Consider the following 17,517-nt stretch of genomic DNA (forward strand, 5'->3'; position numbering starts at 1 on the left):
CTCCTTTCGGTTTAGTCGTATGGAGAGAACAGATGTTAGTTCTCGCTTTTAAACAAAAATTTTTAAAATGAATTCACTTGCCCATAAGCTTTTACATATAACTGTAGTTCAGTCATTAATCCATCAACTAATTGGCTACCTTCATCAGTAAGCGCATCATTTTCTAGATCAAAGTAAACTGGGTCTAATACAAGCTGTTTAGGAATTACATTTGCGTATACCCCGCGGGCAGTCGTTCTCATATTAGTTAATGCATTCATACCACCTTTTCCGCCTCCGGCAACCGCTAATAAAGCAACTGGTTTATGACGGAAGTATTCTCCACCTAAAAAGTCTAGCGCATTTTTTAAGGCCCCACTCATCGCACTGTGGTATTCAGGTGAGCTTAACACGATTCCATCTGCATTTTTTATAGTGTTTTTAAGTTGTTGTACTGCATCAATTGTGTCCTGTTCACTTTCACCGTTATATAGTGGCAAAGTGCCATCGCTTAGATCAACTAACTGTGCTTTATATTCCTTTGAAATAAATCTTGCTGCAACCCCTGTTCTACCAGATTTTCTTGGACTTCCATTAATAACTACAATATTCATAAAATTATTCTCCTTCATTTGTTATTTTTATACATTTTTGTAATGTTGTTTTTTATTAGGCTGTTTTCGCTTAGATTGTTATTTTTTGTACTAAAAAATACAACGTATACAACTAGAATTCGTAACCTTTACTTATGTAATAACGACGGCTGTTGAGTAAAACGACATCTCTATCTTCTAGTGTAGAAGCTAAGCAACAAAGTTATAAAAAGAGCCTGTTGTTATATATAGTATAACTACCACTTCAGAAGATTAAATCAGTGTTTTTATTGAACATTCTCTACTCATATTGACTGACGAAATACAAATCATTCTACGACTATAGTCTTATAAAATTATGACCAGACGAAGCTTGTCTACTAGGTGGTATCAAATACCACGCTTTACTGCATACAGCGCCGCTTGTGTCCGATCGCTTAACTCAAGCTTTGCTAAAATGTTTGAAACATGTGTTTTGACCGTTTTTTCAGTGATGTACAAAGTTGCTGCTATTTCTTTATTACTTTTCCCATTAGCAATTTCAGAGAGAACTTCCTTCTCACGATTTGTTAATTGGTCAATCAAATTCTCTTCTTCTTGACCCCCACTTTGAACATGAGACATGACATGAGAAGTCACTTTTGGATGTAACTGACTCTCTCCACGATATACAGCTCTTATTGAATTAACTAACTCATCAGGTTCAACATCTTTCAATTGATAGCCATTTGCACCTGCTCGTAGAGCTGGAATTACATGATCTTGATCAGAGAAGCTTGTAAGCATTAATATTGCTATTTTCGGATGTTTATCTTTAATAGCTTTAGTCGCCTCAATCCCATCCATAATAGGCATAATTAAGTCCATAACGACAACATCTGGTTGATGTTCTTGTGTAAGATTAACCGCTTCTTGACCATTTGTTGCCTCAGCAACAACTTCGATGTCACTTTGTGTTTTAAGAAAAAATAATAATCCTCTCCGTACAACATGGTGATCGTCAGCTATAAGTACTTTAATTGACATTTCCTCTCCCCCTTATTATATTTTCAGTTATTGAATTAGACGTAGTCTTCCAAAATTAGATTCTCAACATAACGAGTCTTTAGATAGCTACAAAGGTACGGTCACTTCAACCTTGGTGCCTTTGCCAATCTCACTTTGAATCCCTAAGCTCCCATTCTGCATCTCAATACGTTCCTTCATACCTGCTAGTCCTAGCGAAGGCATTTCTAGTCTAGGGTTGTATTGAAAACCACAACCTTTATCTACAATCATTAGCTTTACCTGTTTTTTCGTTATTTCTAATTCAATTGTAGCGTTTTTTGTGCCTGCGTGTTTCTTAATATTATTTAAAGCTTCTTGGCCGATCCTCCATAAACATTCTTCAACATGATTCGGTAAATCTATAATCCCTTTTACATCAATACAAACCGTTAAACCTAGTACCTTACCATAATCACATAAAGCGCTACCAATACCATTCTCTAATCCTTGTGGACGCAATTGCCAAATTAAAGCACGCATTTCCTGCAATGCTTCATGCGATACTTCCTGCATATATGTAAGCATTTCTTGCACTTTCAGGTCATCTGTCATTTCCTTTGTTCCACGAGCAGTTAATTGTAAAGAAAAAAGAAGTTGATTAACTGAATCATGTAAATCTCGCGCTAGACGGTTCCGCTCATCAATAAGTGCAACTTGTTGCTCTTTTTCAACAAGCTTAATACGTTTAATTGCTGAGCCTATTTGATAAGCCACGGCTTCGAGTAAAGCTAGTTCTTCATCTGTAAAATGAGTTTTATATGGGGAAGCGATGTTAAGCAGCCCAAATTTTTCCTCACCTGCTCGTAAAGGTACTGTAGCATGATGCGTAATCCCTTCAGTGTCACCCCAGTCATATTCAATCGCATCTTCAATTCGTTTACAATTAATAATATTTGCTGCTCTTTGAAGTCGGCCATCATTATAACGATCTAAGCACCAGCACCCACCTTCACACATTGGCTTTTTCTTCTTCCACACTAAACCAGGTGGAAGATTATAATCTGCAACGAGCTGAAAATTTTCTTTCTCATCTATAAAGAATATCCATCCAGTATCGAGGCCCGTTACTTGAAGGAGCTCTTTTAAAACATCAGCCAACATGAGATACAAATCATTAGCTTGATTTAACGTTTCAGCAATTGTTTTAAGTGTATGTAATTCTTGAATTCGCTGTTCATCTGTCAATGTTCACACACCTCATCCCCTTATAATGACTAGCTAAAGTTATTACTAATTATAGCAATGAACAACTGCTGGATCGATAGAAATTAGTCGTAAATACCCCTACTTCTTTAGTCGTAAAAAAGAAGCTCTATAAATTTGAGCCCCTCATTTACTTTTATGCTAGTTATTTCATAACATATGTGGCTAAAGCCTTTTGAATATCATAAATGTTTTTGTCTTTTTTAAATTGCTTTGAAATTGGTTGGCTTGAACCTGAGATCCATATTTTCAATTCTGAATCGATATCGAATGTACCAGCTGTTTCCACACTAAAATGAGTTACACTTTTGTATGGGATTGAATGAAATTCTGTTTTCTTCCCTGTTACTCCTTGCTTATCAATTAAAATGAGACGCTGATTTGTAAAAACAATAGAGTCTCTTATAAGCTTAAAAGCCTTTTCAACTTTTTCGTCTGTTGTAATAATCGATTTCAATTCTCTTTCTGTAGATTGTATATCGGCTTCTGAAGCATTTCCCATTATGCCGTCTAATAGTCCCATACCTCCACCCCTTTGAATGTTAATTATTTTGTCTATATTCTTTAATTGACTAATCTACTTCTTTTCCGACTGAGCTTTGCCAAACTTCGAACCACTGCTCTCTCGTCATGTGGATGTTTAGCGCATCTACTGCTTTACGTATTCTTGACACTTTTCCTGAACCGACGATTGGAATAATGTTCGCCGGATGATTTAACAGCCATGCATACATCACTTGATCAATTGAGTCTATATTTAGTTCACCTTTTATCTTATGAAGAGTTTCTCGTAATCGAACCTCTTTTTTATTTTCAGAATAAAATATTTCTCCCCCTGCTAGTGGAGACCACGCCATCGGAGGGATGTTTCTTTCTTGACATTGCTCAATACAACCATTTACAAATTGAGACAAGTTACTTACAGAAAGCTCAACTTGATTTGTAACGAGTGGAAAATTTAAATACGAGTTTAGTAAATGGAACTGAGATGGGCTAAAATTAGAGACACCAAAGTCAAGGACTTTCCCTTCCGCTTTTAATTGAGCAAAAGCTTCAGCAACTTCTGCAGGATTCATTAATGGATCGGGTCTATGTATTAATAGTAAATCAATATAATCTGTACGAAAATTACGCAGAGAATTTTCAACAGAATGAATAATATGCTTCTTGCTCGTATCATAGTATTTAATTTTATGATCAGGTCGATTTTTTGACACAAGTTTTATGCCACACTTTGTTATAATTTGTATATCCCTTCTAAGTGCTGGTTTTAAAGCTAGAGCTTCTCCAAATAATGCTTCACATGTATAATCACCATAAATATCAGCGTGATCAAACGTTGTAATACCAAGTTCCTTACATTCTTCCATTAAGTGTAAAATCTCTTCTTTTTCCATATTCCATTCAGATAACCGCCATAGTCCGAGTACAATTCTCGATACTTGTAATGTTTCGCTAAGTTTTATTTTTTCCATTATGCTCAACTCCAGTTCAGTCATTTGACAACGAGAATCCCTCTACTTACCCAACGTATGCTTTCTTTGAAAACTTGCAAGAACATCGTACTCATTAGCAAGTATTTGAGGAATCCTAATAAAAACGGGGAGTAATTCTTCGTATGCTCTACTAGCCTGTAAATTCGGATGATAATGATTTGTCGCCCCGATCATTCCTTTAACAGCATTTAATGAATCAATCTCACCGCGCCCATACATACCTAAAACTACTGCTCCAAGACATGAGCTTTCATAGCTATCTGGTATACGAATTTCCACCTGAAAAACATCTGCTAATATTTGTACCCATAGGGAGGAACGTGTAAACCCTCCGGTCGCATGAATTCGTGTAGGCTTACCTATTTGTTCTTCTAAAGATAATAACACAGTGTATAAATTCATAGTTATTCCCTCTAATACTGAACGAATCATATGCTCCTTTTTATGATGGAGCCCTAAGCCAATAAAAGAACCTCGTGCATTTCCGTTCCAAAGAGGTGCCCTTTCACCACTTAAATAAGGATGAAAAATGAGACCTGCGGAACCAGGAGCAGACTTAGCTGCAATTGAGGATAATGCTTCATAAGGGTCTTGCCCACTTAGTTCATCAGCCTCCACTTCCAAATTGGCTATTTCATTTCGTACCCATTGATAAATCATACCACCGTTGTTTACAGCTCCCCCGATTACCCAGTGGTTCTCTGTTAAAGCATAACAAAAAAACCGACCTTTTGGGTCTGTAATGGGTCGATCTATCACGGTTCTAATCGCACCACTCGTACCGATTGTTAATGCAACAACACCAGGCTCAATAGCGCCTACACCAAGGTTAGATAAAACGCCATCACTAGCACCTATTACGAACGGTGTATCTGGCTGTAAACACATCGTTTGGGCATAGTCTTTCTTCATACCAGTAAACGACTCGGTTGTTGAAACAATTTCAGACAATTGAGAACTAGAAATATCTAGTAACGATAACACTTCATGATCCCAATCCAGATTTTTCAAATTAAATAACCCCGTCGCAGAAGCGATAGAATAATCAATAGCGTAAATACCGAACAAGCGGAAAAAAACATATTCTTTTATAGAAATAAACTTGTATGCTTGCTGAAACAAATGTGTATGTTCCTCTTGCAACCATTTCATTTTTACTAGTGGTGACATAGGATGAATAGGCGTTCCAGTTCTGCGATAAATATCATGACCTTTATGATCACTTGTTATTGTATGTGCCCATGCTTCACTACGATTATCTGCCCATGTAATAGAACGAGTAAGTGGGTTTCCGTACTCATCTACAATGAGTAAACTATGCATTGCCGAACTAAATGACACAAACCTAATTTGAGTTGCATCTACTTTTGCTTCATTGACACATGTACGAATCGTTTGTAGTACTGCATGAAATATTTCATCAGGGTCTTGTTCAGCAGCATCCGGTGTTTCAGTGTATAATGGATATTCATAACTACTACGATAAATCACTTGCATGTTTTCATTAAATATCACTGCTTTTGTACTTGTTGTACCAATGTCTACCCCTATGGTATAAGGCTTCATTTATATACCTCCAACTAATTGTATACTACACATCCCTCTATTATGTACCCATGTGATCATCTTTGGTTCTAAAACTATATATGTGATTACCGCTTACAGGATTAGTTTTCATAACACATAGCGATCTAATAAATGGCCATTGTCAAATATCCAAGACTGTATTCGTATCAATGGTGTTTTTTTAATACTAAGACATATGTACGTAGTGACATAATTTCTCGCGCTAATTGTAGTTTTTATTGTAAGAAATCACCACGTTCACAACTAGCATTCGTGGTTTCTTTTCAAATGCAATACGATACAACCAAATAACCTTTCATTTTAAGAAGGCTCTCTTTACATTAATTGTTGCTTTTCGTAATAGGCATTTTTCGTATAAAGTGTTGTTTATCATACTAAAAAATAAATACGTATACAACTAGTTTCGGGGCATCTTTTTTTCAGCATAGAACCTTTTAAAAAGTTAAAATCGAATAGCGCCAACATATAACTGTTCGAGTTTTGTTGAAATAACTATTTCTTCTATATGGTAAGAAGCTTGGATTTATAAAATATCCTCCAAGCTTCTCATTCATTATTATGGTGTTTTCGCATTGATTGTTGTTTTTCGTATTAAGCAATCTACACGTACTCAACTAGAGTTCTTCTATACAATGCAGACTAACAATATAAAAACACTTTTAAAGTACTAATTTTGATAGCGACCAACAATGTTTACGAGAATAGCTTAAATTAACGAATGTATCATTGTCATAACAGCTTCCTTCGTTGCGGTTAATTCACCTTCAGCCTGATCGAGTGTTGCGCCTTTTACCCCAAAGTAAAACTTGACCTTAGGTTCTGTTCCAGATGGGCGTAAACAAAACCAACTACCATCCTCTAAATAATATTTTAATACGTTCGATTTAGGTAATTTAATTGTTTCTTTTTTACCTAGATGAATATTCAAACGTTCACTTGATAAGTAATCTTCTATACTAACGACGTTTTTATTTGCCACCTCTGAAGGTGGATTGCTACGGAAACTCGCTAATAATGTTTGTATCGTTTCCGCACCAGCTTTGCCCTTCAGTGTTAATGATTCCAAACCTTCACGATAGAAACCATATTTCTCATAAATTTGGGTTAAGCCTTCATACATAGTCTTACCTTGCTTTTTATAAAATGCACATATTTCAACCGCTAATAACGCTGCTTGTATCGCGTCTTTGTCACGAGCAAAATCTTTAACTAAATATCCATAGCTTTCCTCATAGCCGAATTGGAATTCATATTGCCCAGATTGCTCGTACTGCTTAATTTTTTCAGCAATAAACTTAAACCCTGTTAAGGTGTCGATAGTTTCCACACCATATGCATTTGCAATCGTTCTACCAAGCTCTGAAGTAACCACTGTTTTTAACACAACACCATTAGATGGTAGGCTCCCTTTTTCTTTACGTTGTGACAGAAGGTATTCTAATATTAGTGCTCCTGTTTGATTTCCAGTTAATAGAACATATTCGTCTTTGTCATCTTTTACGGCTATACCTAATCTATCTGCATCAGGGTCTGTTGCTATTAATATATCTGCATCAATATTTTTTCCATCTCGAATCGCTAGAGAAAAAGCACTCTTTTCTTCTGGATTTGGAGATGTTACCGTAGAAAAATCTGGGTCTGGGAGTTCCTGTTCTTCGACAACTGATACGTGACGATAGCCGAATTCTTGTAGACCTTTACGTACTAATGTATTTGCTGTGCCATGAAGAGGAGTAAACACTACCTTCACACCAACTTCATTTGATAACTGTGGATGTATTGAGATTGTAGTTAACTGATTGATATATGCGTTGTCAATTTTTTCACCTATGATTGTGATGAGTCCTTTATCCTTTAAATCCTGTTCTTCATCTACTGCTATCGCTAATTCATTATCAATCTCATTTACAAATTGAATGACTTCATCTGCTTCTTTAGGCGGTAATTGTCCACCGTCCTGCCCATATACTTTATATCCATTATATTCTGGAGGATTATGACTCGCTGTAACAACAATTCCTGAGAATGCATGCAAATAACGAACAGCGAATGATAGCTCTGGAGTTGGTCGAAGCTCTTCAAACACATACGTTTGAATACCATGTGTCGCTAAAGTTTTTGCGGCTTCCATTGCAAACTCCGGTGATTTATGACGAGAATCGTATGCGATAACTACGCCGCGTTGCTTCGCTTCATCTCCACACGAATCTATGTATCTAGCCAGCCCTTCCGATGCCTTACGGACTGTAAACAAGTTCATTCGATTTGTTCCAACACCGATTTCTCCACGCATCCCTCCTGTACCAAACTCTAAATTTTTATAAAAGCTTTCCTCTAGCTCTTTTTCATTGCTTTCTATTCGCATCAATGATTCTCTTAACTCACCATCTAAATTTGGTGATTGTTTCCACAATTCATATTTTTCATTCCAATTCACTTCTTCTACCTCCCTATTTTAACAAAGCATATCCTCTAAAAGAAAAGTACCATATTCGTACATTCCACTCAAGTGACAATCGTGTACCATTTTATTATTAGAACTTCCAACACAATTGAAAAACCGATTTCCCCTTATAATCGGAAAAATCGATTTTTTCTGTCAACTTTGATTGCTTGAAAATATAATCAAACTCTACTAATCTTAATATCTACTAAGAAACTTATTTGCTCCTAAACCAGCTAAACCTGCAAGTATCAATACGATACCTATTATATAATAACCACTTGGACTAGCTTCCCCGGTTTGTGGAAGCTCTCCACCTACTACTAGGGATTGTTCTGGGTCTGGGTCTGGACCTGGGTTTGGTTCTGGGTTTGGATTCGGTTCTGGGCTTGGTTCTGGTTCTGGATTCGGGTCTGGATCTGGGTCTGGGTCTGGATCTGGGTCTGGGTCTGGGTCTGGGTCTGGATCAGGATCTGGGTCTGGATCTGGGTCTGGATCTGGATCTGGGTCTGGATCTGGATCTGGGTCTGGATCTGGATCTGGATCTGGGTCTGGGTCTGGGTCTGGATCAGGATCAGGATCTGGGTCTGGATCAGGATCTGGGTCTGGGTCTGGGTCTGGGTCTGGGTCTGGATCTGGATCTGGATCAGATGTTGGCGGATCTTTTGGTGGATTGTATGGTGGGGTATCATCTTCATTATCATTCTCAGCAATAACTAATAATTTTACCCCTGTACTAAGTCCTTGATATTCGTTCCCAGCACTACTATCGAACTCTACTCGAAAAGTAAGAATCTCCTCACTTAATAGTTCAAGGTGTCTATCTTCAATTCCTGTGAAGTTGTTGATGTAACCAGAATATAATTCTGTTGATTTATGAGTAACAGTCAATTTTAACTTGTCATATAAACTAGCAAGTTGATTACTTTGTAGTTCACCTTGTGCTAGAATATCCTTCTCATTATTTTCTAATTCATCATTAGATAAGGAATATTCTTCTGCATAGATTGAATAATCGAAATTAATATTCCCACTATTCCTTACTGTGAGATTCCTAGTCATCCAATCACCAGGTTTTAATTTGTTTACATTAAACAACCTTTGCTCAGAGCTAGGAATTGTGTCAATTTGAATTGTTGGTATACTTGATACTGCCTCTGTTTCTCCAAAAGGATCAAAATATATAAAAAAAAGTAATAACAGGAAATAACTTCCGATTATTTTAATTAATATATTTCTTTTCATATCGAACCCTCTCATCTTATTATTTTTGAGGTGTGCTTAGCTATATTTTTTATCCATGAAGGTTATTTTTCTGTTGTCTTTGCTGCCTTTGTTCCTTCAAGCTCACTAATGGCTCTCCAAGTAGTAATGATTGCATACCCAAGTAGTAGAATACCAGGTACGACAAGCAGCATAATTGCACCCATACTTGAATTAGCATAGTTTATTGCATAACCTACATAAGGTATAGTCAAGCCAATATACTGTCCTACTACATTATCAGATAGGACTGGCTCTCTATCAGCTGCATCGTTGTTATCACCCTTAGTGATATACATAACCTGTTCATTGATGTTTCTAACTTCGATTATCCGATGGGTAATTAGTTTCTCTTCAGAATCTTTGAATATGATTACATCATCTTCTTTGAATCTAGTCATGTCACCATCTGGATTTATTGCAATGATAGAACCGGTTTTAATACCTGGTTCCATCGAACCTGACAGCACTGTTTTTATTTGATAGCCAAAGAAAGTAGGCTCTCCTCCTGAGGCTTTTGAAACAATGACTGCAACAACCATAATCAAAAACAGTACTACTAATACAAATGAAATAATCCTACTAATCCAAAGCTTTGCAAGCTGCATCATTTATCAAATCCTTTCCACCAACTAAATTCAAAACTCAATTCTTAATTAAGAACATTTTGTTTATAGATACCTTTTAATAGTTGATCAGTTGACCACTCTATTGGTTTACACTTCATAAACAATATATTTATCCTCTCAGTCTTATTAATAAATATTTCCACTTATATGATTTATGATGATCAGTTACACCAACAGCTGATTAATTCTATATTATTCTTCACCTTGCTCTGCCGGGTTCACAACATTCTCACCTGGATCTTCCTGTTCTTCTTCACTTGCTCCTTCTGAAGTTGATTCTTCTTGTTCTTCACTTGCTTCTTCTGAAGTTGATTCTTCCTGTTCTTCACTTACTTCTTCTGAAGTTGATTCTTCCTGTTCTTCACTTGCTTCTTCTGAAGTTGATTCTTCCTGTTCTTCACTTGCTTCTTCTGAAGTTGATTCTTCCTGCTCTTCACTTGCTTCTTCTGAAGTTGATTCTTCCTGTTCTTCACTTGCTTCTTCTGAAGTTGATTCTTCCTGCTCTTCACTTGCTTCTTCTGAAGTTGATTCTTCCTGTTCTTCACTTGCTTCTTCTGAAGTTGATTCTTCCTGTTCTTCACTTGCTCCTTCTGAAGTTGATTCTTCCTGTTCTTCACTTGCTTCTTCTGAAGTTGATTCTTCCTGTTCTTCACTTGCTTCTTCCGAAGTTGATTCTTCCTGTTCTTCACTTGCTTCTTCTGAAGTTGATTCTTCCTGTTCTTCACTTGCTTCTTCCGAAGTTGATTCTTCCTGTTCTTCACTTGCTTCTTCTGAAGCTAGTTCTTCCTGTTCTTCTATTAATGCCTGTTGTTCTTCTAACTTTTTCTGTTCTTCAAGCTCTTGTAGCCTCTTAGCTTCTGCTTCTGCTGACGCAATTTCAGCTTCTAATCGTTCTATCTCAAAGTTTATGTCAACTAACATCGATTTCCACAATGAAATTTTTTCACTGTTGTTTAAGCTAATTTCTTCAGCTTGCTCTCTGATGTCAACACCTTTCTCATATGCGGGTTGTACATATTCCAAAATACTATTAACATTTTCGTTTTGAGCTCTGACGTTATAAGATGCAAGTTCTTCTTCTATCTCTCTAATATTATTGAGCACTGCATCAATTTCTGTCTGTTTGTCGCTTAACGTATTAACATGACTACTTATTAAGCCTGCCCCACCCTTCAATGCCTTAAGATACATTTTTTTTATGAAGGCAAATTCGAGCATAAATTGCGATGTATTTGGTTGACTAACTGAAAGTCCATTTTGAAGTGAAGGTTTAGCCCAATTCCAAGACCATAGATTTCTGCTAGATTTAATATTTTCCAACTCACTATTTGCACTTTCAACTAAACTCTCTACTGTACTTGGAAAAACGAAAGCTGTACTAATTATCGCATTTGTCATTTCTACTTCGTTATAGGCACCATATGTAGCTGAGCTAAAATGTGTGCCTCCGATAAGTAGTGAGGAAATTGCTACGCTTGAAGTTATGTAATTCACCTTTGTTTTCCGCTTAAACTTTCCTTCTCTTTTTATTCGTTCATTTCTTGATTCCATCAAATTTTCCTCACTCTCTTAGATATTTTCAAGAGAACCCACCGTTCGCTTTAACGAATTCATGTTTAAAGTATAATAGATATACTTATGATTGAAAACCATCGTTTTTCATAGTTTTTCCGTTATAACGAACAAATAACTCCCATTACCTCTTTAATTCGCATAATATCTCAATTTTTCTTTTTTTATAAAGAACAATACTGTTTTGAATATCGAACGTTTTTTAAAAAAAATAATGAGTAGAACACTCTCTACTCACTCTCGAATAACATGAAAGCCTTTGTTTAAGACCTTGTTAGAACATTTTTACTTCTTTTATTAGTTCATCAATTTCCTGTTGATATATAGCTTCCTGTTCAGTATCCCACACTAATATAGTCGACATCAGCCTGATAACAGGTTCCTTCCATTTTTCTACCCAATCAATATTAAATAGAAGTGCTCCTGTTCTGCGCATAAAGAAATCTACTGGGGTCACTGCCATTTCCTCTTCTATGCTATACAAAATTTGCGCATAAATATCTTCTAATAGCTTATCATTTTTTGTTCTCTGTTTAGCGTAACGAATATAATAGAAAAAAATTTGATCTACATTAGATCCATAGCGATGAACAAAGAAGTCCGCCAGTTCTCTAGGTACCCCTAACTTAATACCTTTATCAATCTTTTGTTGGATGAATTTTTGAAAATTCCGCGACCCTCCAACATGCCCCCCTGAAATAGGCAAATCTTGCGTATTACAAGGAGAATAGGTTAAACCTTGTGTTTGTTCTAATAATCTAGCGACTAAATCCACTACGGTTTCTGCCATTTTTCTATAACCCGTTAATTTTCCGCCTGCAATCGTAATAAGACCAGTACTAGATTGCCATATTTCGTCTTTACGTGAAATTTCAGATGGATCTTTTCCATCTTCATATATTAATGGACGCAAACCTGCCCAGCTAGATTCAACATCTTGATCCGTTATTTTAACTTCCGGGAACATATAATTAATTGCATCAATCACATATTGACGATCGGAAGCTGTCACTTTTGGATGGGAGATATCATCACTGTATTTAGTATCTGTTGTACCTATATATGTCTTTCCTTCTCTTGGTATTGCAAAAACCATGCGCTTATCTTCCGTATCAAAATAAATGGCTTGGCGTAAAGGGAATCTTTTTCCATCAATTACTAAGTGTACACCCTTTGTTAGTTGTAATGACTTTTTATTTTCAGTAAGATCTTTTTCACGTATTGAATCTACCCAAGGACCTGTCGCATTTACAATTTGTTTTGCTGAGATTAAGTACATCTCCCCTGTAATTTGATCAACTGCTTCAACACCAACCATTTTCCCTTTCTCATAGACGAATTTCTCAACCTTAGCATAGTTTACAGCACTTGCACCTTGTCTAACAGCCTCTTTCATAACCTCAATAGTTAGCCGTGCATCATCCGTGCGATACTCAACATAATAACCACTTCCTTTTAACCCAGCTTTTTTTAATAACGGTTCTCTATTTAACGTTCCATTTTTATCCAACATAATGCGACGTTCATTTTTTTTAACACCTGCTAAAAAATCATATATTCTAAGACCAAATGACGTACTAAGGGGACCAAACGTCCCTCCTTTATAAAAAGGGAGCAACATCCATTGTGGTGTTGTAACATGCGGTCCGTTTTCATATACAATTTCTCGTTCTTTACCAACCTCTGAAACCATCTTTACTTCAAACTGCTTTAAATACCGTAATCCTCCGTGAACAAGTTTAGTAGATCGACTTGATGTACCTGCCGCAAAATCTTGCATTTCTAGGACCACAGTTTTCATTCCTCTAGTAGCAGCATCTAATGCAATACCAGCTCCTGTAATACCTCCACCAATTATGATTAGATCGTTTTCTGCACTAGCAACCCGTTTAAGAATGTCTACTCTATTCATGCTTGAAAAGGGTTTTTCCATCTTTTTCCCTCCAAATAAATTAGAAATTATGTCCTTTTTCCTAACAGCTTATATACGTAAATATAAATACAAATAAAAAAGAAACCACAAAATTCTCGTACACATAATATGAATACAAGATTTTGTGGTTTCTCCGTTTCTCCGACCATAATATTAACTTATCATGTAATTTACATAGTCTATTTAAAAGCCATTGTAGCGTTTACTGCTTTTTTCCAGCCGTCATACAAGCTATTTCGTTGTTGTTCATCCATTGTATTGTCAAACGTTGTATCAATATTCCATTGCTTTGCAATTTCATCTTGACTTTCCCAAAATCCAACAGCAAGACCAGCAAGATAAGCTGCACCTAATGCAGTTGTCTCATTAATTATTGGACGCTCAACAGGTACATCTAGCATATCACTTTGGAACTGCATTAGGAAATCATTTTTAACAGCCCCACCATCAACCCGTAACGTTTTTAATGAAATATTAGCATCAGATTCCATTGCAGTTAGCACATCCTTCGTCTGGTATGCTAACGATTCAAGCGTAGCACGAACAAAATGCTCTTTTTCTGTGCCTCGCGTTAATCCAAACACAGCACCACGCACATCACTATCCCAATAAGGTGTTCCTAAGCCGACGAAGGCTGGAACAACGTATACACCATCAGTTGATTTTACACGTTGTGCATACCTTTCACTCTCAGCAGCATCATTGAACATTCTAAGACCATCTCGTAGCCATTGTATGGCTGATCCTGCAACAAAAATACTGCCTTCTAATGCATATTCTACTTTACCATTTAATCCCCAAGCAATTGTAGTTAATAATCCATGTTCTGACTTCACTGCTTGCTCGCCAGTATTCATTAACATAAAACACCCAGTACCATATGTGTTTTTAGCCATACCTTCTTCATAACACGCTTGACCGAACAAAGCAGCTTGCTGATCTCCCGCTGCACCAGCTATCGGAACTTCATGTCCGAAAAAATGATAATCTGCGGTATGTGCATACACCTCAGAAGATGAGCGAACTTCAGGTAGCATAGAAGCTGGAATAGTTAATATTTCTAATAATTCTTCATCCCATTTCAAATCATGTATATTGAACATCAAAGTCCTTGATGCATTCGAATAGTCTGTAATATGTGTTTTTCCGCCTGATAACTTCCAAATAATCCAAGAGTCAATCGTTCCAAATAATAACTTCCCACCTTCGGCTTTTTTTCTTGCGCCTTCAACATTGTCTAGAATCCACTTTACTTTTGTTCCTGAGAAATATGCATCAATTAATAAACCAGTTTTGTCACGAAACTTCTGATCATACCCTTTATCTTTAAGCTCTTCACAAATATGTGCTGTTTGGCGTGATTGCCATACAAGAGCGTTATAAACCGGATTGCCAGATTCTTTATCCCAGACGACCGTCGTTTCTCGTTGATTAGTAATACCGATTCCTATCACTTGCACTGGTTTAACTTGTGATTCCGATAAAACACTCGCTATAACAGCTAATATTGACCCCCAAATCTCATTAGCATCATGTTCTACCCAACCAGGATGTGGAAAGTGTTGTGTGAACTCTTTTTGAGCAACATGTACGATTTGGCCTGATTTGTCAAAAAGTATTGCTCTCGAGCTCGTTGTTCCTTGATCTAAAGATAAAATATATTGTCCCATTACTGTTCTCCCCTTTTCAGCTATTACTTCTATAGCGTGCTTTCTTATGGCTCTTTTCGTAAACATTGTTGCTTTCTCAACTTACATTTAAGTAACGGTGTGTATAATATGATTATATTCGTACTTAGCTCTCATTAAGAAAAAGTAACAAGTAGCGCGTTGCTTGTTTTTTTTCATAGGATGAAATTACATGTACACAACTAGAACGTGGCATTTTTCTTCAATAAATACGATGACACTGTTATAAGTTACTTCTTAAGATCTTATCACGAAAAGCTTACACCGTAGTTTGTTTTGCAGAAGCTACATGGTGATTTTCCTTTTGTTCAACCAGTAAAGAAATGAATAATATCAGTGTCACTAATACTGTAAAAATCCAAAAATTCCTTGTGACAGTTTGTTCAAAAATAGCTTTATAAAATAGGCCACCATACATACCTCCAACGATTGGGCCTATCACAGGAATCCAAGCATAAGCCCAATCCGATTTACCTTTTCCTGGAATTGGTAAAAGAAAATGTGCTAGACGAGGACCTAGATCACGAGCAGGATTAATCGCATACCCTGTAGTACCTCCAAGAGACAAGCCAATTGCAACAATTAAAAAGCCTACAATAAGTGGATTTAAACCTTCAGTAAATTCATTTGCACCTATTGATAATAACCCAAGAACGAGTACAAAGGTTCCAATCATTTCACTTACGATATTTGCTGTTGTACTTCGAATAGACGGCGCTGTTGAAAATACTCCCAATTTAGCTGCGGGATCAGCAGTTTCTTTCCAGTGTGGTAAGTAATGAAAGAAAACAATTGCTGCCCCTAAAAATGCCCCAAGCATTTGTGCAGTAATATAACTAGGTACATCACTCCAAGGGAATTCACCTATAATGGCTAGACTTAGTGTCACTGCAGGATTAACATGGGCTCCACTAAATGAACCAACAGCATATACTGCCATAGCAACTGCTAATCCCCACCCTAAAGTAATAACAATCCAGCCACTATTATGAGCTCCTGATCTCTTTAAAGTAACCCCAGCACAAACTCCCCCTCCAAAAATAATTAACATCATTGTACCAATTAACTCCCCGATAAATGGTGTCATACAGCATCCCCTTTCCCATCATTAATTTCATACTTTATTGCAGCGAAAGAACATGGAGAACGAGGTATGACATGGAAAAATAAATAAATCTGTTAAAATTCCATCATCTTTTTACTAGTAAAAAATACGTTAACTCATCAACTAATATGTCAAGACTGGTTCTAAAATATTAAATATAGAAATATTTGTATTTTCACTAACAAAAAAATCACAACATACCCCTTTTATAAAAAATAAAAGGGGATGCTGTGATTCTCCAAGTCTCCGCCACATCTATTAACTTAATTCAAATACTAATATAAATAGAAAGCGCTGTCAATATAATATTTTAATTTTCTGTATACTCTAAATCCCACAACAATTTATTTGAAGTTGTCACTGCACTCGCTCCAGCCTTTATAGCCTGCTCTACATCCTCATGTGTACGAATCATTCCACCAGCAAATATTGGAACACCCGTTTTGTTATGTATTTCTGTTATCAGGTTGGGTACCACACCAGGTAACACTTCTATAAAATCTGGGTTCGTTTTTTCTATAATACTATAACTCTTTTTTAATGATCCAGAATCTAATAGAAATAGTCGTTGAATGGCATATATACCCCGTTTTTTTGCTTTACTAATAACATTTGCTCTCGTAGAGATGAGTCCTGCCGGTTTAATTTCTTGACAAAGAAATTCTGTTGCAAATTCATCATTCTTTAAGCCATTGACTAAGTCCACATGAAGAAATAATTTCTTACCTTCTTGTTTTGTCATTTTCACAATAGCATTGAGCTGTGCAACATGACTTTCAAGTATAACTCCATATTCATAATCGCTACGAACGAACTTCTCTAAATGCTTCATATCGCGAATTGCAGGTATAATTTTTTGCCCATGAAACATATTTTTACCTCCTAAAAAAACGGAAAATAATAAATAATAGAATACTATTATCCTACAACTCAATTACTTGTAAAGTCAATTATAGGAGCATTCATCATATAGCAAAGG

At 36.4% G+C, this 17,517-nt stretch carries 14 protein-coding genes; all 14 read right to left on the reverse strand.

Going from position 1 to position 17,517, the window contains the following annotated elements; translation table 11 throughout:
* Window positions 1–62: 62 nt before the first annotated feature.
* On the reverse strand, window positions 63–593 hold the full coding sequence (locus SLH48_RS14875) for an NADPH-dependent FMN reductase (protein WP_214483587.1): 531 nt from the start codon (window positions 591–593) through the stop codon (window positions 63–65).
* A 369-nt stretch (window positions 594–962) separates the two neighbouring features.
* Window positions 963–1,598: a response regulator gene (locus SLH48_RS14880; RefSeq protein ID WP_250886731.1), complete on the reverse strand. Its 636-nt coding sequence runs from the start codon at window positions 1,596–1,598 to the stop codon at window positions 963–965.
* Between the two features lie 87 nt (window positions 1,599–1,685).
* A complete protein-coding gene (locus SLH48_RS14885) occupies window positions 1,686–2,804 on the reverse strand; it encodes a GAF domain-containing sensor histidine kinase (RefSeq protein WP_250886732.1) in 1,119 nt (372 codons plus the stop codon).
* Window positions 2,805–2,967: 163 nt separating this feature from the next.
* A complete protein-coding gene (locus SLH48_RS14890) occupies window positions 2,968–3,345 on the reverse strand; it encodes a PH domain-containing protein (RefSeq protein ID WP_214483588.1) in 378 nt (125 codons plus the stop codon).
* Window positions 3,346–3,394: 49 nt separating this feature from the next.
* Window positions 3,395–4,297, reverse strand: coding sequence for an aldo/keto reductase (locus SLH48_RS14895; RefSeq protein WP_320258816.1), 903 nt, complete (start codon window positions 4,295–4,297; stop codon window positions 3,395–3,397).
* A 42-nt stretch (window positions 4,298–4,339) separates the two neighbouring features.
* Window positions 4,340–5,884: a gluconokinase gene (gene gntK, locus SLH48_RS14900; protein ID WP_320258817.1), complete on the reverse strand. Its 1,545-nt coding sequence runs from the start codon at window positions 5,882–5,884 to the stop codon at window positions 4,340–4,342.
* Between the two features lie 727 nt (window positions 5,885–6,611).
* Complete coding sequence (locus SLH48_RS14905) at window positions 6,612–8,342, reverse strand: phospho-sugar mutase (RefSeq protein WP_320258818.1); 1,731 nt, start codon at window positions 8,340–8,342, stop codon at window positions 6,612–6,614.
* Between the two features lie 204 nt (window positions 8,343–8,546).
* Window positions 8,547–9,593: an LPXTG cell wall anchor domain-containing protein gene (locus SLH48_RS14910; RefSeq protein WP_320258819.1), complete on the reverse strand. Its 1,047-nt coding sequence runs from the start codon at window positions 9,591–9,593 to the stop codon at window positions 8,547–8,549.
* 62 nt (window positions 9,594–9,655) lie between these two features.
* On the reverse strand, window positions 9,656–10,222 hold the full coding sequence (sipW, locus tag SLH48_RS14915; RefSeq protein WP_214483593.1) for a signal peptidase I SipW: 567 nt from the start codon (window positions 10,220–10,222) through the stop codon (window positions 9,656–9,658).
* 210 nt (window positions 10,223–10,432) lie between these two features.
* Complete coding sequence (locus SLH48_RS14920; RefSeq protein WP_320258820.1) at window positions 10,433–11,791, reverse strand: hypothetical protein; 1,359 nt, start codon at window positions 11,789–11,791, stop codon at window positions 10,433–10,435.
* A gap of 295 nt (window positions 11,792–12,086) precedes the next feature.
* Complete coding sequence (locus tag SLH48_RS14925; RefSeq protein ID WP_320258821.1) at window positions 12,087–13,745, reverse strand: glycerol-3-phosphate dehydrogenase/oxidase; 1,659 nt, start codon at window positions 13,743–13,745, stop codon at window positions 12,087–12,089.
* A gap of 179 nt (window positions 13,746–13,924) precedes the next feature.
* Window positions 13,925–15,415, reverse strand: coding sequence for a glycerol kinase GlpK (gene glpK, locus SLH48_RS14930; protein WP_320258822.1), 1,491 nt, complete (start codon window positions 15,413–15,415; stop codon window positions 13,925–13,927).
* 277 nt (window positions 15,416–15,692) lie between these two features.
* Window positions 15,693–16,520 carry an MIP/aquaporin family protein gene (locus SLH48_RS14935; RefSeq protein WP_320258823.1) on the reverse strand — a complete coding sequence of 276 codons (828 nt, stop codon included), beginning with the start codon at window positions 16,518–16,520 and terminating at the stop codon, window positions 15,693–15,695.
* Between the two features lie 328 nt (window positions 16,521–16,848).
* A complete protein-coding gene (locus SLH48_RS14940; RefSeq protein WP_214483597.1) occupies window positions 16,849–17,409 on the reverse strand; it encodes a glycerol-3-phosphate responsive antiterminator in 561 nt (186 codons plus the stop codon).
* Window positions 17,410–17,517: the final 108 nt, after the last annotated feature.

It is taken from the genome of Cytobacillus sp. IB215316 (genome assembly GCF_033963865.1).
Taxonomy (GTDB): domain Bacteria; phylum Bacillota; class Bacilli; order Bacillales; family SM2101; genus Nanhaiella; species Nanhaiella sioensis.